This is a genomic window from Aeromonas sp. R5-3 (genome assembly GCF_040908225.1).
Classification (GTDB): Bacteria; Pseudomonadota; Gammaproteobacteria; order Enterobacterales; family Aeromonadaceae; genus Aeromonas; species Aeromonas dhakensis.
Genome location: NZ_JBFODH010000022.1, coordinates 1 through 22892, shown reverse-complemented (window position 1 = coordinate 22892; position 22892 = coordinate 1). Strand labels below are relative to the sequence as shown.

The window sequence follows — 22892 nt, the reverse complement described above, 5'->3', positions numbered from 1 at the left end:
AGCACCCATGGCACTGGCACTGTTTGATCTGGACGAGACCCTGATTGCGGGGGATTCCGCCAGCCTCTGGCTGGAGTACATGGTGACCGAGGAGCTGGCCCCGGCCGGCATGATTGCCGAGGAGCAGGCCATGATGTCCCTCTACCATCAGGGCAAGATGGACATGCACCAGTACATGGCCTTCACCCTGCAGCCGCTGGCAGGCAAGTCGCGCCAGTGGCTCGACCCGCTCTGTGCCCGCTTTGCCGAGCAGGTGCTGCGCGAGCGCATCTACCCTGAGGGGGTGGAGCGCATCGAGTGGCACCGCAAGCGGGGCGACGAGCTGGTGCTCATCTCCGCCTCCGGCGAGCATCTGGTGGCCCCCATGGCGCAGATGCTGGGGATGGATCACTGCGTGGCCATCCTGCTGGATGAAGAGGCCGGCATGCTGACCGGCCAGACCCGTGGCACCCTCAGTTTTCGCGAGGGCAAGGTGGCCCGCATCAACCAGCTGTTTGCCGCAAGCGCCGACCCCTGGCGGGAGAGCCACGGCTACAGCGACTCCCACAACGATCTGCCACTGCTGCAGGCGGTGACCCACCCCCATGCGGTCAATCCCGCCCCGGGCCTGCGCCAGATCGCCACCGAGCAGGCCTGGCCCACTCTCGACTGGCAGCTAGCCTCCTGAATGAAGAAGAGGCCCTCAGGCCTCTTCGTTGCTCAGCAGTGCATCGTTGGCAGGGGGCGTCTCCTCCTGCCCCTTCGCCTCTGCTCGGCCCAGATGGATGCAGTTCTTGCCGTCACGTTTGGCGCGATACACCTCGGCATCGACCGCCGCCAGCAGCGCCTTGCCATCCATCCCCGCCCGGCTGGCCACCAGCCCGCCGCTCAAGGTGATCCTGAGCCCCGGCTCGCGCCAGTCCAGTGACTCCACCCCCTTGCGGAACTGCTCCAGCAGCATCTGGCAGAAGTGGATGTCCGGGTTGACCAGCAACACCACCAGCTCTTCGCCACCGTAACGGCAGACCCAGCCGTGATCCCCCAGCAGGGCCCGGCCGAGCTGGCTCACCCGCTTGAGCACCACATCCCCGGTCTGATGGCCGAAGGTGTCGTTGACCCGCTTGAAGTCGTCCAGATCCACCATGGCCAGGCAGAACGGCTGCTGATCCTGCAGCAGTCGGTTGAAACGTTCATCGAAGAAGCGGCGATTGTAGAGGCCGGTCAGCTTGTCCAGGTTGGCCTGCTGGCGCGCCTCGTGATAATCCTTGCTCACCTCGGCCAGCTCGGCATAGACGTGCCTGAGCTCGCGCATGCCCCCCAGGGGTACTCCGTCAGGCTCCATCCGGCTGGCCCGGATCATGCTCGAGATCTCGTCGAGCATGCGCCGAAAATAGCGGGACCAGATCAGCGCCAGCATCAGGTAGAGCACACAGGCCAGCGCCACCATCAGCAGCACGTTGAGGGAGACCCTGTCCACCACCGCCATCACGCTGGCCGCCGGCTGCACGCTGATCAACACCCAGTTGCGCTCCTGCAGCCTGCTGTAGGCCACGAACTGACGGGAGTCCTTGTCCAGAAAGATGCCATCCTCCTGCGTGAAGCGAGCGAGCCATTCTGGGTGGGTCATGGGCTTGAGCAGCTGGGCCGCATCAGGATGAGCCAGCACCTTGCCGGACTGGTTGACGATCATCTGGTAGCCCTCACCCAGCTGGCGATTCAGCTGGGCGGAGAAGGGGGCCAGGATGGCATCGACCGCAAGGACCCCGCGCACCTTGCCCTCCCTGTCGGTCAGGGCCCGCGCCAGGGCGATCACCAGGTTGCCGTTGGTGTAGTCGTAATAGGGCTCTGTCCAGACCATCTTGCCCACGTGCTGGCTGGCCAGCTGATACCAGGGACGCACCCTGGGATCGAAGTTGGCATCCGCCTGCCAATCGGGGTAGATCAGCATCTGGCGCTCGGCGGTGCCGACATAGATGTAGACCAGATCGGCCATGATCCCCTTGTAGAGCTGCCACTCCTTCAGATAGGTCTCGGTGTTGAGCAGGCGGGGACCGCTGATGTCCTCAACCTTGACCCTGTCGTAGATGAGGGTGAACTGGCGCTCCATCTCGTGCAGATAGGGCTCGATGAAGACGTGACGAAGCTGGTGGTTGGTGGCGAGCAGGCGTTGCTGCAGCTCGCTTTGCAGACTCCGCTCCATGTGCAGGTAGTAGATACCACCCAGCATCAGCACCGGAATGAACAGCAAAAGCAGGCCCAGACGCATCCTTGTTACCAGGGACCAGGTTTTTTTGGCGACCGCTCGTTTAACCAATCCTGACTCCTGCTATTGCCAGACCACGCGTAGTGTCAGAATATCAGCAGCGCGAGATGGCGTCCAAAAGGAAGCTGTTTATCTGCTCAATTAGAGGTAATCGACACGGATGCTGAACCCGGACCTGTTGATGGCGCTGCACTACTGCGCCGTGATCACCCTGACCGGGGCGATCACCTCCGAATATTTCCTGTTCCGCCGCGGCATGTCCATCGAGCAGGTACGCAAGCTGCTGCTGGCCGACGGTCTGGCGGCGCTGGCCCTGCTGCTCATCTTCATCACCGGGGTGCTGCAGGTGCTCGCCCACCCCGACGAACCGGCCGTGCTGCTCGCCAATCCGGGCTACCGCACCAAGCTGCTGCTGTTCTTCGTGATGGCCATCAGCTTTGGCTACCCCAGCCGCCTCTTCTATCGCTGGCGCCGCTCCCTGCGCCAGGGACGCGCCCCCATGGTCTCCATTCAGCAGCAGTTCTGGGTGATCTGGATCCTGCGCGGCAACCTCTTGCTGCTCGCCCTCATTCCCCTGCTGGCCAGGATCGCCAACGGCTAAGTCCCCCGGCCTGCGGCAGTGCAGCGAGATACCCGCTCACGCCGCCAACTTCACCGACAGCGCAAGACAAATCCCCCCGCTCACGGTTATCTTGGAGGCTGGCGCTTTGCGGCACGGCCCTGCCCGTCCGTCTTTCAGGGATGAATCTATGCGTTCGAACATGATGTTATTGATGGCCGCCGCCATCTGGGGGCTGGGCTTCGTCGCCCAGCGGCTCGGGATGGACCACATGGGCCCTTACACCTTCAACGGCCTGCGCTTTCTGCTGGGGGCCCTCTCCCTGCTGCCGCTCTTGTGGTGGCTCAAATCCCGCCAGCCGGGCGGGCAGGCCGGAGATCGCCGCCTGCTGCTGACCGGCGGCCTCATCGCCGGTACCGTGCTGTTCAGCGCCGCATCGCTACAACAGGTGGGGCTGCTCTACACCACGGCCGCCAAGGCAGGCTTCATCACCGGCCTCTACATCATACTGGTGCCCGTCATCGGCCTGGCCCTGCGCCACAAGACGGGGGCCAACACCTGGGTTGGCGCCCTCATCGCCATGGCGGGACTCTACTACCTCAGTGTCACCGAGGATTTCACCATTGGCTACGGCGACCTGCTGCAGGTGGTGGGGGCCCTGTTCTGGGCGGTGCACCTGCTGGTGCTGGATCACTACTCGAGCCGGGTCGCCCCCATTCGCCTCGCCGGGGTGCAGTTCGTAGTGTGCGGCCTGCTCAGTCTGGCCACCGCCTTCTTCATCGAGATCCCCTCGGTGGCCGGTGCCGTGGCCGGCTGGCAGGCGCTGCTCTACGCCGGCCTGGTGTCGGTGGGGGTGGGTTACACCTTGCAGGTGGTGGGCCAGCGTGGCGCCCACCCGGCCCATGCCGCCATCATCCTCAGCCTGGAGACGGTGTTCGCCGCCATCGGCGGCGTCCTGCTGCTGGGGGAAACCCTGGACGAGCGCGCCTTCGTCGGCTGCGCCCTGATGCTGGCGGGTATGTTGATCTCCCAGATCCGCCTGCGCTGGTGGTGGAAATCCCGGCGGGACAAGGTGCCCAGCCAACCATGATGAGGTAACGGCCAGCCTCCATCCCAAATAAAACGAGGCGCCCACAGGCGCCTCGTTTTATTGCCGCGCGTCTAGCGCACGCTGGAGCAGAAGCTCACGTCATCGCGCAGGGGATCGTTGCTCACGCTGTGGTAGAGCTCGAAGCAGGGACCGCTGCCGAACTCCAGCCCGGCCGCCACTATGTCGCCCACATGCTCCTGCCAGCGCGGCCCGTACTGGCTGCGATCGGTGATGAGGTAGCGGGACTGGGCATAACGGCCGGCCGGAATGAGCTGGGTCTCCACCTCCCCCTCGCCCCGGGTCTGGGGCGGCACAGTGATGCCGATATCGGTGCGGCACTGGGCCGGCGGCGTCACCTCCGGGTTGTCGTGGTAGATGAAGATCCACTCCCCGCCCTCCAGCCCGCGGGCGGCGGCCCACTGGTGCAGGCGACCGCAGACGGCGTCATAGCCTTCGCCATAGGGACCGGTGACCCGCATATAGGCCAGGGTACGGGCATCCATCTCGACGGTTTTCATGGTGTTGCTCCTTGCTGATGAGTGGCCTTCAGCATAAGGGGACAGACCATCCCATGCGTGTCCATCCTTGCTCTCTAGGTGTCCATTCTTGCCCTTGTCGCGGCGAAAGGCCCCCGGGGTACAGCCATAGTAGCGACGAAACGCCTTGGCGAACGCCTGGGAGCTGCCGAGCCCAGCCCCCAGCGCGATGGCGGTGACGCTGGCATCTGTGTAGCAGAGCTGCCAGGCGGCACGCTGCATGCGCAGGCGCCGGCACATCTCGCCCGGAGCTTCCCCCGCCACGGCGGTGAACACCCGGTGAAAATGGTAGAGGGAGAGGCAGGCCCGCTCCGCCAGCGCCTCGATGGTGAGATCCGGATCCTGCTCCAGCGCCCGCAGCACCGGGATGAGCCGGCGACGGTAGTCGATCATGGCCGGATCCTCGCCATGTAGAGGGCATCCACATACTCACCCTGGCGAAAGGCAAAACCACGGGCCAGCCCCTCCTCGATGAAGCCGAACTTGCGATAGAGCGCCAGCGCCGCTGCATTGTCGGCATAGACGGTCAGCTCAATGCGGCGCAGGTTGAGCCAGTTGTCGGCCATCTCCAGCGCGGCCCCCAACAGGGCGGAGCCCACTCCCTTGCCCGCCCAGTCATCCCGCACCCCCATGCCGATACAGGCCACGTGTTTGCGCCTGGGGTTGGGCTCGATATGGAGTGAAATATTCCCCACCAGCAGACCGTCGACTTCAGCCACCAGCGCCACCACGCTGCCGCTCTCCAGTCGCTTCTGCCAGACCCCAAGGGTCGGATAGGGCAGTTGCAGGGTGCCCGCCTGGGCATTGGGCATGGCATAGAGATCCCGCAAGGCGGGGGCATCGGCCGGTTCGGCGTGACGAATGGTGATCTGCATCTGAGGCTCCTTCTCGAAAACTTCATCATGCAGTATCAGAAGGGTCCGGTCATCCCCCTGCCACGGTTATTTGCGCGGGCAATTTGGCGTCCCATCGTCATGGGGCAGCACCGGGCGGCGGACAAACAAAACGGGGGCACAAGGGCCCCCGCATCATCACGACGCATGATGAATAAAAAACGGAGCCAGAGGCTCCGTGTTTCACTGCAGTATCAATCTCGAACGGAACGCGCTTCGCGCTCTGCACGTTCCCGTACCAACAGGCGTTTGTACCACCAGCTGTTGCGACGACGTTGAGTGTTGGAAGAGCGACGAGCCATTTCTGAAGTCCCAGTCAAGAGAGGAAAAGAGCCGCATTATGCGATAGAGGTCACGTCCATGTCTTTAGCTGGATCAAGAAAAGCCTCACTGGCCCACGGTGATGGTGCCGCTCTGTGTCGCCTTGCCAGCCGCATCCGACGCCCTTTGTGGCTCGCGCCAGACCAGAGGCCCGTTGCTTTCCTGTTCGTTTTGCGCAGCGCACTCCAGCCAGTCATCACCCTGCCGGATCCGGGCCCCTGCCGAATACTTCTGATCCTGATACCAGCAGACCCGCTCCGGCAGCGATCCCAGCGGCAACACCAGCTCGCTGCCCACTTCCGTCCGCTTCGGTTCTGCCGCCACGCCGATACCGGTCGCACCGCCCAGCAGTGCCAGCAGCAGCCAGCCGCCTGCCCTCTTGCCTGAATTCATGATGTCACTCCTCGCTTGATGAAGAATGGAAGCGACCGGCAGCCGCACAAACTTGATTAATAAGCGGTGCCCTCTCTGGCATTCCCAAGCCAATATGGTAGCCTGCCAGCGCCTGCCCGCCCGTCTCAGAACCGGGCCAGGAGAACCCGTTGAATTTGTCGGCCCCAGACAAATATAACCTTATTAATCAAATCGTTATTTGGATATTATCCCAATGCGTATCATGCCGTTGCTCCAGGCGGCCTGCCTGAGCCTGATGTTGTCCGCCTGCGTTGCCCCCCTGCTGATGATGAGCCCCACCAGCCAGCTGATGTGGGCCCTGCTCAAACCCCTGGTCGGCTTCGATCCCAACCAGGCCAACCTGTTTGAACAGCCCCTGATCAAGGACCGGATGACCGCCATCCTCGGCCCCAACTACGACAGCACCATGCAGCTGCTCAAGACCGCCAACGAGCTGCAGCAGGAGGGGCCGCTGTTCTACGTGGTCTCCCGCTATGCCCCCATGCCCGAGGTGGCCAAACAGGCAGGCATGGTCTGGAACTCGCAGACCAACCAGATGTCTGTGATGCTGCTCAAGGGCGACGGCACGCCCCAGGTCTTTGGCGAAAACCTGGCGGCCAGCACTCCGAGCTGGCCCAGCGAGATGCAGAACTGGCAGGCGCAGGGCAATCCGGCAGCCAGTGCGCTCTCCGGTGCCACCAACAGCCTGAGCGGCGCGGCCACCGGCAGCTCGCTCTTCGGCAGCGTGCTGGGTTCACTGCAGCAGGGCGCCAGCAAGACCATGGCTGACACCACCCAGCAGGTCGTGAACGGCGCCGCTACCTCGGCTCAGCAACAAGCCGGCAAGGCAGCCAGCAGTGCCACTGCTACCGTACAACAGCAGGCCACCAAGGCAGTGACCGAGCCCGCCAAGCAGGCGGTCAGCAGCGCCACGACCACCGTGCAGCAACAGGCAGCCAAGACGGTGGCAGAGCCCGCCAAGCAGGCAGTCAGCAGCGCCGCTGCCACCGTGCAGCCACAAGCCGCCAAGGCCGTGACCGAGCCTGCCAAGCAGGCAGTCAGCAGCGCCGCTGCCACCGTGCAGCAACAGGCCGCCAAGACCGTGGCCGAGCCCGCCAAGCAGGCAGTCAGCAGCGCGGATGCCACCGTGCAGCAGCAGGCCGCCAAGGCCGTGACCGAGCCTGCCAAGCAGGCGGTCAGCAGCGCCGCTGCCACCGTGCAGCAACAAGCCGCCAAGACAGTGGCAGAGCCTGCCAAGCAGGCAGTCAGCAGTGCCGCTTCCACCGTGCAGCAGCAGGCCGCCAAGACCGTGACCGAACCGGCCAAGCAGGCGGTCAGCAGCGCGGATGCCACCACCGCCGGCAAGGCGGTCGCCGATGCGGCCGCCAAGGCCGAAGCCGCGCGCGCCGCCGCCGAAGCCGAGATGGAAGCACTGCTCAAGTAACCCCTCCCCAGGCCATCGCAAGATGGCCTGGCTGTTTTCCCCTCCCGCACTCCCCTTCCGCCCGCTCCCTGGCAGCGGAAATCATGAACTTCTCGGTATAACTCCCTAAACTGGATGAAGACGACTTTTCGCAAGGAGTGCTGCCATGTCGCGTCTGCTCGGTCTGTTTGTCTGCTGCTGTCTGGGGGCCGCCCTGCCCGCCTCGGCGTTCACCTATTACTCCGAGCAGAACATGCCGTTCAACGGCCAGGATGAGAAGGGCAACAGCACCGGCCTGGCGGTGGAGCTGTTGAGGCTGATGTGGCAGGAGATGGGGGAGCCGGAGCAGCCCATCCACTTCATGCCCTGGGCCAAGGCCTGGTACCTGCTGACCCAGCAGCCGGATGCCGTGCTGTTCACCACGGCCCACACCCGGGCGCGGGATCCCCACTTCCTCTGGGTCTGCCCCATCAGCCACTCGCGGGTGTCGCTGGTGGGCCGCAAGCGGGATGCCCCCAAGGTGACCGGCAAGGCCGATCTGACCAGGCTGCAGATCGGGGTGATGCAGGCGGACGTGGGGGAGCAGCTGCTGCTCAACCGGGGCATCAGCCCCGCCAACCTGATGTCGGTGGAGCGCATGGATCAGGTGGTGCGCCAGCTCATCATGGCCCGCACCGATCTGGTGGCCGGCAACGAGGTGATGCTGTTTCATCAGGCCAGGCAGCTCGGTTTTTCGTCCGATACCTTCGTCACCGTCGCCACCCTGGCGGATCAGGACAACTGCTTCGCCTTCAACCCGGCGGCGGACAAACAGCAGGTCGCCCGCCTGCAGCAGGCGCTCGACAAGGTCAGACAGGGGGAAGCCTTCAAGCAGCTCATCGCCCGCTACCAGGATGTGGTGCAGCCACCTCCGGCCGATCACCTGCCGCGAATAGAGTAAGTACCAGATACAAACAGGCCACCCGAAGGTGGCCTGTTTCATGGTACGAGCCGCTCACTGGAAGTGATGGTCGTGCTCGGACTTCTTGGTCTGGGCGCCCTCGCTGTGCTCGATGGCGGTGCGGATGAGGTCGACCCCGGCCCGGATGATCAGGACCCCCATGTTGACCAGCTTGACGCAGACCCACATGAAGGTGATGAGCAGGATCAGCTTGAGCACGGTCTGGAACGCCTCCAGGAAGTTCTGCTCCAGCTGGCCGGTCAGGCCGCTGGCACTGGTCATCAGCCAAGTGTACACCTCGCGCACGAAGGGGATGCGACTCGGCATCTCCAGCACGTCCAGCGCGGCAGGCAGGGCCTGGAAGATGACGATGCTGCCGAACAGGATCAGGATGACACCGATGGCGATGCCCAGAAAAAAACCAAACTGTTTCATGGAAGGTCCCAAGGTTTGCTGCATGGAAATAACATAGCTGCCAATACTAGGGACTGCCTTACCCCACGGCAATCCTTGCGCGCCGGGTCGCCCGCTTGCCACGCCGGCCCGGCCCCGGCGCCCGGCCACAAACCATTGCCCAACTATCTGATTTCTGTGACGCTTGTGTCCATCACCCCCTATCGGTCAGGCCTTCATGTTGCGCCACTGTTTTTTGCTGCTCTGCCTCCTGCTGTCGTCACCGCCCCTCCTTGCCGCCCCGACGGCGGCCGTCTGCGTGGTCAAGCACCAGCAGCAGCTGTTGCTGGTGCAGGACAGGGTCTCCTCCCGCTACAGCCTGACCGGTGGCTACATAGATGCAGGGGAGACACCGCAACAGGCGGCGCTGCGGGAGCTGTATGAAGAGACAGGTCTGCGGGGCCGGGTCGTCGCCGAGCTGGGGCCATGGCAGCGCGCCCTGTTGTTTGCCTGTCAAACCCTGGAGCCCATCCGCGCACAGACCGGCTCTGGCTTTGTCTCCCTGCTGCAGGCCCCCAATCTGGGCGGCGAGATCCTCAACGCCAGGCTGATCGCGCCGGCCCGGTTGCCGGATGATCAACGCCGCTTCCCGGCCCAGCTCGACTTGCTGGCCCCCCAACTGGCCGCCATGCCCGACAGCCCCGTGCTCTGGCTGCCCGATTTTCGTGGCGAGGGCAATGCACTGCACCGCATGGAAGTCCCGCTGATCCACCAGCTGCAGACCTGGCTCGGTGCCCAGGTGCGCTGGCTCGAGGTCAGCAACCTGTTCGGTTCAGCCGCCTTTCAGCTTGCCCTGCTACCCTTGCTGCTGCCCTGGCTGGGCTGGCCCCGGGTGCGCCAGTTGCTGCTGACCATGCTGACCCTCACCCTGCTGGTGCAGCTGGCCAAGGAGGGGATCGGCTGGCCCAGACCCTTCCATCTCGACCCCGCCCTGGCACAGGGCAGCGCCCAGGGTTTCGGCATGCCGAGCGGCCACGCCGCCTCGGCGCTGCTGTTCTGGGGCGTGTTGCTCAGAGCCTGCTGGCCCGCCAACCCCTGGCGCAGTGCCTCCCTGGCCCTGCTGCTGGCCGCCCTGACCGGACTGGCCCGGGTCTGGCTCGGGGTACACTTCCTGTCGGACGTGGCGGCCGGTTTGCTACTTGGCGCCTTGCTGCTGGCCCTGTATCCCCGCCTCGCCGGCCTGGCAGCCAGTCGCCGGGGCTGGGTCGGGCTCACCCTCGCCTGCGCGCTGGCCGCCGGGTGGAGCCAATCTTCGGCGCTGGCGGGCCTGGCCACCTTCAGCCTGGGGCTGACCCTCGGCATGCTGTTGCCGCTGCCGCGCACGGCGCCGGCCGGCTGGCGTCTCCCCTTGCTGGCCCTGCTCGGTGGCCTGCCGCTGGGGGCATTGTGGTGGGCGCTGCCGCTCTGGCTGACCAGCTCCTGGCTCATTCTGCTCGGCCAGTGGCTGCTTTATTGTTGCCTGGGGCTCTGGTTGAGCGCCGGTCTCTGGTGGATACTCTCTCTCGTGAATAATGACCCGCTACCCAAGGGCCCAGGCCCTGACAAGGGATTGCTATGAATATGAAAAAAGTGGATTTAGCCAAGATAACCCTGGGAGTGCTGTTTATCAGCCTCCTCATCGTCTCCTGCTTCATGGTGCTGCGCCCCTTCCTGCCCGCGCTGGTGTGGGCCACCATGATCACCATCGCCACCTGGCCGCTGATGCTGATGGTGCAGCGCCTGCTGTGGGGCAAGCGCGCCCTGGCGGCCCTCTTCATGACCCTGGTGCTGCTGCTGATGTTCGTCATCCCGCTCTTCATGGCGCTGGCCAACGTGGCGGAGAAGGCGCCCATGCTGATCGAGCTGGGCACCACCATCAGCCACTCCCCGCCCCCCGAGCTGCTCTGGCTGCAGCAGGTGCCACTGGTGGGCAGCAAGCTTTATGACTTCTGGCAGCAGATCCTGGCGAGCGGTGGTCAGGTGCTGTTCGCCAAGCTGGCCCCCTACTTCGGCCAGACCGCCCGCTGGCTCGCCTCCCAGGCGGGCAATTTGGGGCTGCTGTTCGTCCACTTCCTGCTGACCGTCGGCATCTGCGGCCTGCTCTACCACTCCGGTGAAGTGGTGGCGACCGGCATTCGCCGCTTCGCCCACCGGCTGGCCGGCGAGCGCGGCGACAACGCCACCGTGCTCGCTTCACAGGCGATCCGCGCCGTGGCCATGGGGGTCGTGGTGACCGCCCTGGTGCAATCCTCGGTGGCCGGTGTCGGTCTGCTGATTGCCGGCATCCCCTACACCATGATCCTGGTGGTGGTGATGTTCCTGCTTATCGTCGCCCAGATTGGCCCCTTCCCGGTGCTGCTGGCCTGCGTCGGCTACCTCTACTGGAGCGGCGACACCACCTGGGGCACCTTCCTGCTGGTCTGGTCGCTGCTGGCGGGCACCATGGACAACTTCCTGCGCCCCTTCCTGATCAAGCGCGGCGCCGACCTGCCGCTGATCCTCATTCTGGTGGGGGTTATCGGCGGCTTGCTGGCGATGGGGATCATCGGCCTCTTTATCGGCCCGGTGGTGCTGGCGGTGGGTTACACCCTGCTGGATGCCTGGATCAAGGAGGGTGACCACCCTACCGGTGACAAGGTAGACGCCCTACCTCATGACAAGGCACTGTCATAAGGTCAAACGCCGCCCGAGAGGGCGGCGTTGTTGTTTTACAGACAAGAGCCAAAGAGCAAGGCCTTGTGCCGGCACAGAACCAAAGTTCGAACGTTTTCAGCCAAATCCGAACCAAGGTTCGAGCCAACCCCTTTCTCCCCCTGTTCCCTCTCGCTGCCGCCCACCACAATGGCGCCACCATTCAGGAGAAACAACAGATGAACGAACTGAGAGCAACCCGCGCCCTGATCAGCGGCGGCGCAAGCGGAATTGGGCTGGCCATCGCCGAGGCGCTGGCTCGGGAAGGGGTGGAGCTGGTGCTGGCCTCCCGTCGCCACGCCCTGCTGGAGCAAGAGGCTACCCGCCTCTCGACGCAATACGGGGTAAGAGTCCTGCCTCTGGTGCTGGATGTCTGCGATGCTTCTCAGGTTCGAGCCCAGCATGCCCGGGCCAGCGCACTGCTCGGCCCCATCGATCTGCTGGTCAACAACAGCGGGGTCGGCAGCGATTATCTGGTGCAGGATCTGCCGGAATCGGAGTGGGACAGAGTGATGGACACCTGCGCCAAAGGCAGCTTCCTGCTGACCCAGGCTTGCCTGCCGGACATGCTGTCTCGGCGCCACGGCACCATCATCAACATCGCCTCCCAGGCCGCCAAAAACGGCTATGCAAGGGCCAGCGTCTACTGCGCCGCCAAATTTGCCGTCTTGGGGTTTGCCAAGGCGCTGCGGGAAGAAGTCCAGCATCAGGGCATTCGGGTTCACACCCTCTGTCCCGGCCTGGTCCAGGTGCCACCACCGGCCTGTGCGGATGAGCGCAAACCCGGTTGGTTGCAGGTCTGGGATCTGGCCGAGGCCGTACTCTACACACTGCGTCAACCCGCCCATGTGCAGCTGGACGAGATCGGCATGACAGGGATCTGAGGACTGCTGAGAGGCAAACAGGGGCGCCGAAGCGCCCCGTCAGCTCATGGCAAGGGAGTATCAGGCTGGCTGATGGAGGGTGATGCAGTGAATGCCACCACCACCGGCGGCCACCGGATCGATATTGATCTGCACGATGTCACGGCCGGGGTAGAGACGGGCCAACAGCTCGTGGCAGTAGCGGTCGGCCGCCTTGTCGCCAAACTCGGGGGCAATGACGGCGCCATTGATCGGCAGATAGTTGATATAGCCGGCGGCAAAGTCGCGGCTGCGGCTGAAGCGGTTGTCCCGCCCATCGAGCGGTGGCGGCAGTACATGCAGCTCCAGCTTGTTGCCGTCGGCATCGGTGGCCTGTTTGAGGATGGCCAGGTGCCGGCGGGTCACCTCGTAGTCGTGGGACTGGGGGTCGTTGTCCAGATTGACCACCACCACCCCGGGGCGCACGAAGCGGGCGTAGAAGTCGACGTGAGCATCTGTGATGTCCTTGCCCTTGATGCCGGGCAGCCAGATGATTTTGCGCAGCCCCAGATTGGCCTTCAGCTCCGCCTCCAGTTGCGCCTTGCTCACCCCCGGATTGCGGTTGTTATTGAACCAGCAGCTCTCGGTCAGGATGGCGGTGCCGTTGCCATCCACCTCGATGCCGCCCCCCTCACCGGTCAGCTTGCTCCGCAGATGACGGGTGCTGGCCTGCTGGCTGATCAGCTCGGCTACCTCCGCATCCTGCTCGTGCTCCTGCTTGTCACCCCAGCCGTTGAAGTTGAAATCCACCAGCCCCAGCTCCCCTTTGCCGTTCTGGACGAAGACGCCGCCGGTATCCCGCAGCCAGATATCGTCCAGCTCGGCGACGATAAAGCGGGTGTTCTGTTCGCCGCAGAGTTGGCGGGCCAGCGCCTGTTCGGCTTTGCGGCAGAGCACGCTCACCTGGGTATAGGGCACCATGGCCTGCACCAGCCGGCCTATGGTGGCCTGCACCTCTTGGTAATCGCGACCCCAGATATCCGCGCTGGCGGCAAAGGCGACCCAGACCCGGGTCTGAGAGGCGGCCTCATCGGGCATATGGAACGGCTCGCCGCTGGTGGCGGTATCTTCACCTGCGTTGTTGCTGGCTGCACTGACCTTGCCCGGCAGGTTGCCGAGCCCGGCCAGCGCGCCAATGGCGGCCAGCTGTTTCAAGACGTTGCGTCGGGATGACATGAAAAACTCCTTGGATGATCGCGCTCTTGACCGTCGATGAGTGGCCGAAAATGACAAGCGCTGTTAATCAAATTGCGTTGAGTAATAGACTATCTGTCGCATGGATGGCGAACAAACGATCGATTTTCCGTAAAAGTGATAAGTGGAGCTAATCAATGGTGTTCAAACAGTGGCCCCCGCTCAACGTGCTGCGGGGCTTTGAGGCGGCGGCCAGGCTCGGCAGTTTTCATCAGGCGGCGCAGGCGCTGCACCTGACCCAGTCCGCCATCAGCCAGCAGATCCGCTCGCTGGAAGAGCTGCTGGGCCAGCCGCTGTTTCACCGGCAGGGGCGCTCGGTCACCCTCACCGATGCGGGGCAGGATCTGCTGGAGACCACCCAGAGCGTGCTGTTGCAGCTGGCGATGGGGATCCAGCGGCTGGAGCAGTACCGCAAACCCAACCAGCTGGTGCTCAACACCAGCACAACCCTCGCCCGCCACTGGTTGCTGCCGCGGCTGGGGGCCTTTCATCGCGCCCATCCCGAGGTCGATCTCTGGCTGTTCACCAGCGACGAAGAGCCCGACATGGCCGAGCAGACCATCGATCTTGCCCTGCGCTGGGATCTGGCTCCCCAGGCCGAGTGTCGCCACCAGCTGCTGCTGGCAGACCGCCTGCTGCCGGTGGCCGCCCCTTCCGTGCTGGCGTTGCCGGCGGCAGAGCGCACCACATTGCACGGGGAGCGGGTGCTGGACTGGCACCACTGGACCCTCAAGGGCGGGGAAGATCTGCAGCTGCAGACCCGGGGGCTCAACTTCTCCGATCCCGGTCTCTTGCTGGACGCCGCCTGCCAGGGGCTCGGCATCGCCCTGGTGAGCGAGCGGCTCTCCCGTCCCGCCCGTCAGCAGGGGCAACTGTTGCCGCTCTCCACCCACAGGGTCAAGGGGCCGCAGTGGCATCTGCTGGTACATCAGGAGAGCGAGACCATGCCGGAGTGCCGCGCCTTCTGTCGCTGGCTTGAGTTGCAGTTTGCCGACCCCGCTCCCGCCGAGGATGGTTTGCCATCCCTCTGAGGCAGGTCACTGAAACGGGCCGGCAAGGGTGGTTAAATGGGCGTTCGTCTCTTTGCCGGATCTTGTCGTGACCATCCTGTCCGCCTCCATGCCGCCAGCCCGGGACTGGCCTGACTATCTGCAGGCCTCCTGGCTGCGCTGCGCCCACCAGACCAGCGCCACCCTCTGGCATCCGCCCCACAGTGCCAAGGGGCAGACCTTGCAGAGCCTGCGCCAGCGCAAGCGCGACCTGCTCACCACCGGCGAGATGGCGCTCGAGGATCTCTACGAATTCATGGAGGGGCGCCCCTGCGCCCTGCTGCTCACCGACGAGAGCGGCTGCCTGCTGGCCCAGACCGGCCACCCCGACACCCTGCGCGAGCTGGCGGCGTTGGGGTTTGGCCCCGGCGCCTTCTTCAGCGAGGGGCGCATCGGCACCAATGCCATCAATCTGGCGGCGCTGGAGGGAGTGCCGCTCTGCGTCAGCGGCCCCCAGCACTTCAATCAGACCCTCCACCCCTGGCACAGCTGCGCCAGCCCGGTCTACAACAGCAACGGCCGTCAGGTCGCCATCATGGCGCTGACCTGCAAGGTGGAGGAGGCGAGCGCCGGCGATCTGGCGCTCACCGTCAGCGCCGGGCGCGAGCTGGCCCACCTGCTGCAGATGGAGACCCTGATGCAGGAGTCCCAGCACCACCTGAGCGAGCTCTACGCCCTGCTGGACGGCATGGATGACGGCGTACTGGCCTGGGATCCCCAGGGCCGGCTGCGCTACCTCAACGCGCTGGCGGCCAATCGGCTGCGGCTCGATCCGGCGCTCTGCCTCGGCCAGCCACTGGAGCAGCACCTGCTGTTGCCCCAGCGGTTGCAGCTCGCCATCAAGGGGCAGACTCCACTCAGCCATGTGGAAGTGACGCTGGAGAAGCTCGGCGCTCAGGAGGGGGAGTTCATCAATGCGCTGGTGAGCCTCAAGCCGCTACCCGGGCCGGACGGGGTCAGTTTTATCGCCCTGCTGCACCCGGTCGACAGGCTGCGGGCCATCAGTCAGCTGCGCCAGACGGTACCCGAGCTGTCGGCGCTGGTGGGCGAATCGAGCGCCATGCGCAAGCTGTTGCGTTACGCCCGGCAGGCGGCCCACAGCCAGGGCCCGATCCTGCTGCGCGGCGAGGAAGAGGTGGGCAAGGCCCAGCTGGCGGAGGCGATCCACTTCGGCAGCGAGCGGGCCGCCGGGCCGCTCATCACCCTCAACTGTCAGGCCCTGCCGAGCGAGCGGATGGCGCTGGAGCTGATGGGCTCCGATGAGGCCGGACAGGAGCGGGCCGGCAAGTTCGAGCTGGCCCACGGCGGCACGCTAGTGCTGGAGCAGGTGGAGTGCCTCTCTGCCCCCATGCAGGCGGCGCTGCTGCAACTGCTCAAGACCGGCCGCCTGCAGCGCTTCGACTCGGCCCGTATCCTGCCGCTCAAGGTGCGGATCATCGCTACCAGCAGCGCCCCACTGGAGCAGAAGGTGCAGGAGGGGCACTTCGGCCGCCAGCTGCTCTATGCGTTGCAGGCGTGCGAGCTGTGGCTGCCAGGCCTGCGCGAGCGCAGCGCCGATCTGCCCGGCCTCATCAGCCAGCAGCTGGCTGCGCAGGGGCGCGAGCCGGTGCGCCAGTTCAGTCCGGCGGCCCTCGATTGCCTGCTCGCCTATCCCTGGCCCGGCAATCTGGGGGAGCTGCGCAGCGCCATCGAGCATGCCCTGCTTCACGCCAGTCAGGGGCTGATCCCGCCGGAGGCTCTGCCGGCCGCCATTCGGCACGGTTATCAGCGGGTGGCGGACGAGGTGGTGGGGCAGCCGCTGCTCACCCTGGCCGAGCTGGAGCGCCAGGCCATTTTGCGCTGCGCCCACGCCTGCAAGGGGCAGGTGAGCCAGATGGCCCAGCATCTTGGCATCAGCCGCACCACCCTCTGGCGACGGCTGAAACTGCTCGAGATCGATCCCGCCGACTACCACGGCTGACGCCGGCCCGAGCCACTACATATCGGTTCGCTGAACATGAAAAAGGCCCCGCAAATGCGGGGCCTTTTCTATGGCAAGCTGGCTGGTCGTTACAGCCCCAGCTGGTGGGCGGTGACGATGGCCGCCAGCACATCCTCGGCGGTGACCTTGAACGGCATGTTGTGGATGGTCTCCCCTTCCGCAGTGGAGGCCTTGGCCACCTCCATCAGGCGCGCCATGTCCAGCTCCTTGACCCCCATCATATGCAGATTGGTCGGCAGGCCGATGGAGCGGCAGAAACTCAGCACCGTATCGATCTCCGCCATGGGGGCGTTCTCCAGCACCAGCTGCACCAGGGTACCGAACGCCACTTTCTCACCGTGATAGAGGTGATGACACTCGGCGAGCTGGGTCAGGCCGTTGTGAACCGCGTGGGCGGCGGCCAGACCACTGCTCTCGAAGCCGATGCCGCTCAGATAGGTGTTGGCCTCGATGATGTTCTCCACCGCCTTGGTGCAGAGCCCCTGCTCTACCGCCAGCTTGGCCTTGTAGCCATCGGCCAGCAGGGTCTTGTAGCAGAGCTCGGCGATGGCCTGGGCCGCCAGGGTGGAGGCGCCACCGGCCATGGTCTGGCAACCGGACACCTTGTTGGCGCGCGCCTCGAAGTAGGTGGAGAGCGCATCCCCCATGCCGGAGACCAACAGCCGCACCGGGGCACGGGCAACCACGCCGGTATCCATGATGACCATGTTGGGGTTGGTCGGGATCATCAGATATTCGCTGAACTGCCCTTCCGGGGTGTAGATGACCGCCAGCGCACTGGTGGGGGCATCGGTGGAGGCTATGGTCGGCACTATGACCACCGGCACCTGCTGGTAGAAGGCGACCGACTTGGCGGTATCCAGCGTTTTGCCGCCGCCGATGCCGATGATGACGTCAAACGGCGTCTGCTTGCAGCGGGCCAGCAGGCGGTCAATCTCGGGGCGGGAGCACTCGCCGTTGAAGCAGTCGAACTCGGGCTGGATGCCTGCCCCGTGGAAGCTGGTGGCCACGGTATCGCCAACCAGCTTGGTGACGAAGGCGTCGGCAAGGATCAGCGGCTTGGCGCCGAGCGCCTTGACGTAGTTGCCGATGTTGGCGAGGGCCCCGTTGCCTTGCACGTATTTGCTGGGGCTGATGATGATGCGGTCCATATTTTATCCCTCTCTCTTTATTTCGTAAGACTTCTTTTGAAACTAAAGGAGGCGAAGGGGCGGCAGTGCCGGGGACTCCTTCGTCTTTTACTTGCATGACAGTGGCGCTGCGCAGGCTCGGCGAGCGAGCACAGCGCCTTGAAGCAGGCAGGTCAGTCGCCGAAGCGCTCCGCAGCCAGCTGCTGGAAGCAGGCCAAGGCGGCCTCGGCATCCTCCCCGCGTGCCAGCAGGGTGAGCGTGTCCCCCTGGCGCACATCGAGCATGGTGAGCCGGGTCAGACTGCGGGGATTGGCCTCTTTCTTCCCCTTCTGCAGCTTGAGTTCGGCGGCAAAGGGCTTGAGGGCGGCCACCAGGCGGGCGGCGGGGCGCACGTGCAGGCCGTGGGGATTGTCCACCACTACTTCGCAGCGCAGCCAGCCGTCGTCGGGTGCAGGAGCGGCTTCAACGGCCTGCGGCTCCGCCTTGCCCGGCAGCATCGCCTGTTTCGGGCCAAGGGCCCCCAGCGCCTCGGCGGCGACCTCATCCAGCGTCAGGCCGGAACCGGCCGCCACCACGGCGGCCAGGGTGCCCTCGACCAGCGGGGCCGGGCAGAGCCGTACCCGGGCGCCCAGCTCGGGGGGCAGTAGTTCGAGGGCGGTCTCGGCGCTCAGGAGAGCGCTGCCCAAGTCCATCAGCACCAGCACCCCGCTGCCGTCATCCGCTTCTTCAATCGCACTCATCACGGCGATGGCGTCGGTGCCGATGGGGTGGTCGGGGTCATCGACTCCGGCCGCCAGCAGCAGTTTTGCCGGGCTGCCCAGCTGGTCGGCCAGCGCTTTCAAGCCGGCCGCAAGCTGGGCGCTGTGAGAGACCACTACGATTCCGATCATGTTTACAACCTCGCTCTGTCGCGCAGGGCGGTCAGCAGCAGCAGGGTCGAGGTGGCCCCGGCATCCTGATGGCCGATGCTGCGCTCGCCAAGATAGCTGGCGCGCCCCTTGCGGGCCTGCATCTGGATGGTGGCCTCGGTGCCGGCGGCAGCGGCCGCGACCGCCTTGTCCAGCGCCTCGGGCAGCGGCAAGCCTTGTTGCTCCGCCTGCTGCAGGGCGGCCAGGGCCGGCCACCAGGCGTCGCACATGGTCTTGTCACCCGGCTCGGCGCGGCCGCGGGAGACGATCCCCTCCACCCCGTCGCTCAGCATCTTGCCAAGCTGGCCGAGGGTCAGGCTCTGGCAGGCATCGCTGCTGGCCGCGGCCCGGATGAAGAAGGTGCCGTAGAGCGGGCCGCTGGCGCCGCCGACCGAGGAGAGCAGCGTCATGCCGGTGGTTTTCAGCACCTGGCCGATGTCTTTGTCCGCCACCGCCGGCAGCTTCTCGGCCACCTTGGCGAAGCCGCGTTGCATGTTGAGGCCGTGGTCGCCATCGCCGATGTCGGTATCCAGCGCCGTGAGGTAGTCACGCTGCTCGGTGAAGATATGCTCGCAGTCGAGCAGCCAGTTGACGATCTGATGTTTGCTTAGCATGGGAATGAGGGCTCCTTAGCAGCCGCGACGCAGGGCGGGGGTGTGAACGGGGGCATCCCACAGGGTCATCAGTTCGTCATCCACCTTGAGCAAGGTGATGGAGATGCCGGTCATGTCGAGGGAGGTGCAGTAGGGGCCGATCAGGTTGCGCACCAGATGGATGCCCGCCTCTTCACACAGGGTAGCGAGGCGGCCATAGACGCCGTAGAGCTCGGAGATCGGGGTGCCGCCGAGGCTGTTGACCAGTGCGATGACCCGGTCACCCTTGTTGAACGGCTCGATAAAGGTGTGCTCCTCCTGCCAGCTGCCGGAGGCTCTATCCCAGTGGCGCAGGGTGCGACCATAGGGGGTGTTGTCGACCAGCTCCTTGAACATGTCCTCCACCAGGGTGTTGAGGTCGGTGAAGGGGCGGCGTTCGATGCCCGGCTCGCCGTGGATGCCGACGCCGAACTCCACCTCGTTGTCCGCCAGGGTGAAGGAGGGCTTGCCGGCAGCAGGCACGGTGCAGGCATGCATGGCCACCCCTATGGTGCGGCTCTGGTTGTTGACGCGGCGGGCCAGCGCTTCGCAGCGCGCCAGATCATAGCCCGCCTCGGCTGCGGCACCGACCAGCTTCTCGCACAGCACGGTCGTGGCAACGCCACGGCGACCGGCGGTGTAGAGGCTGTCTTTGACCGCCACGTCGTCATCGATCAGGGCGAAGCCCACTTTTACACCATCGCCGTGCAACAGCTCGACCGCGGTCTCGAAGTTGAGTACGTCGCCGGTGTAGTTCTTCACCAGAAACAGCACGCCCGCGCCGCCATCGACCGCCTGACCGCACTCGTACATCTGATCCGGGGTCGGGGAGGTAAAAATCTCGCCGGGGCAGGCGCCATCCAGCATCCCTTTGCCCACCAGACCGCCGTGCATCGGCTCGTGGCCGCTGCCACCGCCGGAGACCAGCGCCACCTTGCCCATCACGGGGGAGTCGGCGCGGGTGATGTAGTGGGGTTCGATACGTACCTTGAGCTCGGGGTGGGCGGCTGCCATCCCCATCAGTTGTTCACGGACCACGGCATCGACGGCATTGATCAGTTTCTTCATGGCTCACTCCTTGGCTTGCCACCGCTCGGGTGGGCAAATGGTTGATGGAGCCAGTCTAACGGCAGAAAAGAGGATAAAAATGACGGGCTGTTTGGTTCGGATTTGAAACAGCAGAAGAGAGGTTGGCGTTTCAATCTGAAACAGTGCAGAGCAAATAAGAGCAAAACTGTTAGCCGTCTCACAGCCAATAAAAAGGGCCCCGCGGGGGCCCTTCGCTACAACAGCAATAAGCTGACGGGTTAGATGGCCCAACCACCGGCATAGAAAACGACCAGCGCCACGGCGATGATGACGGTGCCGATGTTGAGCTTCTTCCACTCGGCGGCAAACAGGCGGCCGATCACCAGGGCCACGAAGCCCAGCATGATGCCGGTGACTATGTTGCAGGTGAGCACGATGAAGACGGCGCACAGCATGCCGGAGAGCGCATCTACCGAGTCGTTGAAGTCCAGCTTGGTGACATTGCCCAGCATCAGCAGACCGACGTACATCAGCGCCGGTGCGGTGGCGTAGGCCGGTACCAGATAGCTCAGCGGGGAGAGGAAGATCATCAGCAGGAACAGCACGCCGACTAGGGTGGCGGTCAGACCCGTCTTGCCACCCGCGGCAGTGCCTGCGGCGGACTCGATGTAGACGGCAGCCGGTGCACCACCGACGGCGCCTGCCACCATGCTGCTGACGGAGTCGGCAGTCAATGCCTTGCCGCCACTGATGATATGGCCACGCTCGTTGATAAGGCCCGCCTGACCAGCCACGGCACGGATGGTGCCGGTGGCGTCAAACACCGCGGTCATCACCAGCGCCAACACAGTGGGGATAACCACCGGATTGAGGGCACCCAGCAGATCCATGCTACCTACCAGAGAGCCCTTCTCGCCCGTCAGACTCGGCATGGCGAAGAAGCCCTGCCAGGTCACTTTCGGGTCGAAGATGAGGCCGAGGATGGAGATGGCGATGATCACCATCAGGATGCCGCCCGGCACCTTGCGACGTTCCAGACCAAAGATGGCGGCCAGACCCAGCACCGTCATGATGACCGGGAAAGCGGTCACTTCACCCAGTTGTACCGGCAGACCGGCACCTTCGTTCTTGATCACCATGCCGACGCCGTTGGTGGCGATCAGCAGCAGGAACAGGCCGATACCGATGCCGGTGCCGTGGGCGATGCCGGAGGGGAGGTTGTCCAGGATCCACTGGCGCACGCCGGTGACGCTGATCAGGGTGAACAGCACCCCCATCAGGAAGATGGCGCCCAGCGCCACCGGAATGCTCAGCCCCTGCCCCAGCACCAGGCTGAAGGCGGTAAAGGCGGTGAGGGAGATGGCACAACCGATGGCCATCGGCAGCTTGGCCCACAGACCCATTAGCAGGGAGCCGAAAGCGGCGATCAAGCAGGTAGCCACAAACACCGGGCCCTGTTCAAAGCCGGCAGCACCCAGCATGTTCGGCACCACTATGATGCTGTAGACCATGGCCAGGAAGGTGGTCAGCCCCGCGACCAGCTCCTGGCGCACGCTGCTGCCGCGTGCAGAAATGGAAAAATAAGAGTCCAGAAAGCCGCCGTTCCCTGATTGGGCGGCCATATCTTGCTTTGCCATAACTAATCCTGAAAGTGTGAAGGAAATCGTTTGCGTGAATGGCGCGCAAAATAGCAAGAATTTATCCGGATTGCAGCGATTTCCCTGATTTTTTCATCAAAATCACAGGGAACGTTCTCGTTCGGGCACAGATATGACGGGTTCAGGCTGCCTCTCTTCCCCTGCGAGCGTAAACGACCCACCTATACTGCAGGTAACCATTCACGCCGCCAGACGGGAGATACCCATGCACACCCGCAATCTGCTGAACGATATCCCCTCGCCACTCCCCACCGAACTCTTTCAGGATCTGGTCAGTACCAATCACCTGAGGATCGAGCGCATTCTCTCCCATGGCCATCAGACGGCCCTCGGTGAATGGTACGATCAGGACGAACATGAGTGGATCCTGGTGGTGCAGGGCGAAGCCAGCCTGCTGTTCATCGAACCGCAAACCCAGCAACAGCAGCTGGTCCAGCTGGGGCCGGGAGATCACATCAATATCCCTGCCCGCCAGAAGCACAGGGTCGAGTGGACCCATCCCGACATGACCACCGTCTGGCTCTGCGTGTTTTACTGAGTCGCATGAGGAAAAAGAGGCAATTCGGGGGAAATGAGGACGGTGTCGGAAACGAAAAAAAGCCCAGTCGTTAGACTGGGCTTCTTAAGTAGTGGCGGAGCGGACGGGACTCGAACCCGCGACCCCCGGCGTGACAGGCCGGTATTCTAACCGACTGAACTACCGCTCCGCATTCGGTTAGCTTTCGCTAAATCTTTTGCTGCTTCTTTATGAGGTGTCATCCTCGCAGCCGGTCATGTCTTTCACATCACCGTTTAATTGGGTGCCTGGCAGTGTCCTACTCTCGCATGGCGAATGCCACACTACCATCGGCGCTACAGCGTTTCACTTCTGAGTTCGGCATGGGGTCAG

22 protein-coding genes and 1 tRNA gene are annotated in these 22892 nt (G+C 64.4%); 11 read left to right on the top strand and 12 right to left on the bottom strand.

Annotated features, from left to right (window positions below):
• The first annotated feature begins 7 nt into the window (after nucleotides 1-7).
• Complete coding sequence (locus AB5Y95_RS14400; protein ID WP_017785516.1) at nucleotides 8-667, top strand: HAD family phosphatase; 660 nt, start codon at nucleotides 8-10, stop codon at nucleotides 665-667.
• Nucleotides 668-682: 15 nt separating this feature from the next.
• Here the strand turns inward: AB5Y95_RS14400 and AB5Y95_RS14395 are convergent, their stop codons facing one another.
• Nucleotides 683-2293: a diguanylate cyclase gene (locus AB5Y95_RS14395; protein WP_368161463.1), complete on the bottom strand. Its 1611-nt coding sequence runs from the start codon at nucleotides 2291-2293 to the stop codon at nucleotides 683-685.
• Nucleotides 2294-2402: 109 nt separating this feature from the next.
• Between AB5Y95_RS14395 and AB5Y95_RS14390 the strand changes: the two genes are divergently transcribed.
• Both AB5Y95_RS14390 and AB5Y95_RS14385 read left to right on the top strand, forming a co-directional pair.
• Entirely contained in the window at nucleotides 2403-2843 is a 441-nt protein-coding gene (locus tag AB5Y95_RS14390; RefSeq protein WP_005306181.1) for a DUF2214 family protein, read from the top strand.
• Nucleotides 2844-2991: 148 nt separating this feature from the next.
• Nucleotides 2992-3891, top strand: a complete 900-nt coding sequence (locus AB5Y95_RS14385) for a DMT family transporter (protein WP_368161462.1) — start codon at nucleotides 2992-2994, stop codon at nucleotides 3889-3891.
• Nucleotides 3892-3962: 71 nt separating this feature from the next.
• On the opposite strand, the gene AB5Y95_RS14380 is transcribed toward AB5Y95_RS14385, so the two are convergent.
• From AB5Y95_RS14380 to AB5Y95_RS14370, 3 genes are all read right to left on the bottom strand, one after another.
• The gene (locus AB5Y95_RS14380; protein WP_368161461.1) at nucleotides 3963-4820 is read right to left on the bottom strand and encodes a GyrI-like domain-containing protein; all 858 of its coding nucleotides are present in this window, start codon (nucleotides 4818-4820) and stop codon (nucleotides 3963-3965) included.
• Nucleotides 4817-5302, bottom strand: coding sequence for a GNAT family N-acetyltransferase (locus AB5Y95_RS14375; RefSeq protein WP_005306188.1), 486 nt, complete (start codon nucleotides 5300-5302; stop codon nucleotides 4817-4819). The genes AB5Y95_RS14380 and AB5Y95_RS14375 overlap by 4 nt, the downstream gene beginning before the upstream one ends.
• A gap of 405 nt (nucleotides 5303-5707) precedes the next feature.
• A complete protein-coding gene (locus AB5Y95_RS14370; protein WP_010635865.1) occupies nucleotides 5708-6034 on the bottom strand; it encodes a YnjH family protein in 327 nt (108 codons plus the stop codon).
• Nucleotides 6035-6248: 214 nt separating this feature from the next.
• Here AB5Y95_RS14370 and AB5Y95_RS14365 point away from each other — a divergent pair, with 214 nt between their 5' ends.
• Both AB5Y95_RS14365 and AB5Y95_RS14360 read left to right on the top strand, forming a co-directional pair.
• A complete protein-coding gene (locus AB5Y95_RS14365) occupies nucleotides 6249-7478 on the top strand; it encodes a hypothetical protein (protein ID WP_368161460.1) in 1230 nt (409 codons plus the stop codon).
• Nucleotides 7479-7623: 145 nt separating this feature from the next.
• Nucleotides 7624-8397: an ABC transporter substrate-binding protein gene (locus AB5Y95_RS14360; RefSeq protein ID WP_017787909.1), complete on the top strand. Its 774-nt coding sequence runs from the start codon at nucleotides 7624-7626 to the stop codon at nucleotides 8395-8397.
• A 54-nt stretch (nucleotides 8398-8451) separates the two neighbouring features.
• On the opposite strand, the gene AB5Y95_RS14355 is transcribed toward AB5Y95_RS14360, so the two are convergent.
• Nucleotides 8452-8832, bottom strand: a complete 381-nt coding sequence (locus AB5Y95_RS14355) for a hypothetical protein (protein WP_161957736.1) — start codon at nucleotides 8830-8832, stop codon at nucleotides 8452-8454.
• Nucleotides 8833-9028: 196 nt separating this feature from the next.
• Here AB5Y95_RS14355 and AB5Y95_RS14350 point away from each other — a divergent pair, with 196 nt between their 5' ends.
• From AB5Y95_RS14350 to AB5Y95_RS14340, 3 genes are all read left to right on the top strand, one after another.
• Nucleotides 9029-10408 (top strand): phosphatase PAP2 family protein, encoded by a 1380-nt coding sequence (locus tag AB5Y95_RS14350; protein ID WP_368161459.1) that lies wholly within the window; start codon nucleotides 9029-9031, stop codon nucleotides 10406-10408.
• Entirely contained in the window at nucleotides 10405-11502 is a 1098-nt protein-coding gene (ydiK, locus tag AB5Y95_RS14345) for an AI-2E family transporter YdiK (RefSeq protein WP_368161458.1), read from the top strand. The genes AB5Y95_RS14350 and ydiK overlap by 4 nt, the downstream gene beginning before the upstream one ends.
• Nucleotides 11503-11699: 197 nt before the next feature.
• Nucleotides 11700-12404 (top strand): SDR family oxidoreductase, encoded by a 705-nt coding sequence (locus AB5Y95_RS14340; RefSeq protein ID WP_368161457.1) that lies wholly within the window; start codon nucleotides 11700-11702, stop codon nucleotides 12402-12404.
• 60 nt (nucleotides 12405-12464) lie between these two features.
• On the opposite strand, the gene AB5Y95_RS14335 is transcribed toward AB5Y95_RS14340, so the two are convergent.
• Entirely contained in the window at nucleotides 12465-13598 is a 1134-nt protein-coding gene (locus AB5Y95_RS14335; protein ID WP_368161456.1) for an agmatine/peptidylarginine deiminase, read from the bottom strand.
• Nucleotides 13599-13753: 155 nt separating this feature from the next.
• Here AB5Y95_RS14335 and AB5Y95_RS14330 point away from each other — a divergent pair, with 155 nt between their 5' ends.
• Together AB5Y95_RS14330 and dhaR are read left to right on the top strand one after the other, a co-directional pair.
• Complete coding sequence (locus AB5Y95_RS14330; RefSeq protein ID WP_368161455.1) at nucleotides 13754-14647, top strand: LysR family transcriptional regulator; 894 nt, start codon at nucleotides 13754-13756, stop codon at nucleotides 14645-14647.
• 67 nt (nucleotides 14648-14714) lie between these two features.
• Nucleotides 14715-16625: a dihydroxyacetone kinase operon transcriptional regulator DhaR gene (gene dhaR / locus AB5Y95_RS14325; RefSeq protein WP_368161454.1), complete on the top strand. Its 1911-nt coding sequence runs from the start codon at nucleotides 14715-14717 to the stop codon at nucleotides 16623-16625.
• 89 nt (nucleotides 16626-16714) lie between these two features.
• On the opposite strand, the gene AB5Y95_RS14320 is transcribed toward dhaR, so the two are convergent.
• From AB5Y95_RS14320 to AB5Y95_RS14300, 5 genes are all read right to left on the bottom strand, one after another.
• Nucleotides 16715-17797, bottom strand: coding sequence for a glycerol dehydrogenase (locus AB5Y95_RS14320; RefSeq protein WP_368161453.1), 1083 nt, complete (start codon nucleotides 17795-17797; stop codon nucleotides 16715-16717).
• Nucleotides 17798-17949: 152 nt separating this feature from the next.
• The gene (gene dhaM, locus AB5Y95_RS14315; RefSeq protein ID WP_094696287.1) at nucleotides 17950-18666 is read right to left on the bottom strand and encodes a dihydroxyacetone kinase phosphoryl donor subunit DhaM; all 717 of its coding nucleotides are present in this window, start codon (nucleotides 18664-18666) and stop codon (nucleotides 17950-17952) included.
• Nucleotides 18667-18668: 2 nt separating this feature from the next.
• A complete protein-coding gene (gene dhaL, locus AB5Y95_RS14310; protein WP_005306235.1) occupies nucleotides 18669-19298 on the bottom strand; it encodes a dihydroxyacetone kinase subunit DhaL in 630 nt (209 codons plus the stop codon).
• A 15-nt stretch (nucleotides 19299-19313) separates the two neighbouring features.
• A complete protein-coding gene (gene dhaK / locus AB5Y95_RS14305) occupies nucleotides 19314-20384 on the bottom strand; it encodes a dihydroxyacetone kinase subunit DhaK (RefSeq protein ID WP_368161452.1) in 1071 nt (356 codons plus the stop codon).
• 239 nt (nucleotides 20385-20623) lie between these two features.
• Nucleotides 20624-21982: an NCS2 family permease gene (locus tag AB5Y95_RS14300; RefSeq protein WP_010635854.1), complete on the bottom strand. Its 1359-nt coding sequence runs from the start codon at nucleotides 21980-21982 to the stop codon at nucleotides 20624-20626.
• Between the two features lie 226 nt (nucleotides 21983-22208).
• Here AB5Y95_RS14300 and AB5Y95_RS14295 point away from each other — a divergent pair, with 226 nt between their 5' ends.
• Complete coding sequence (locus AB5Y95_RS14295; protein WP_368161451.1) at nucleotides 22209-22541, top strand: cupin domain-containing protein; 333 nt, start codon at nucleotides 22209-22211, stop codon at nucleotides 22539-22541.
• A gap of 92 nt (nucleotides 22542-22633) precedes the next feature.
• Here the strand turns inward: AB5Y95_RS14295 and AB5Y95_RS14290 are convergent.
• Nucleotides 22634-22710: transfer RNA gene (locus AB5Y95_RS14290), tRNA-Asp, on the bottom strand.
• Between the last annotated feature and the right edge of the window lie 182 nt (nucleotides 22711-22892).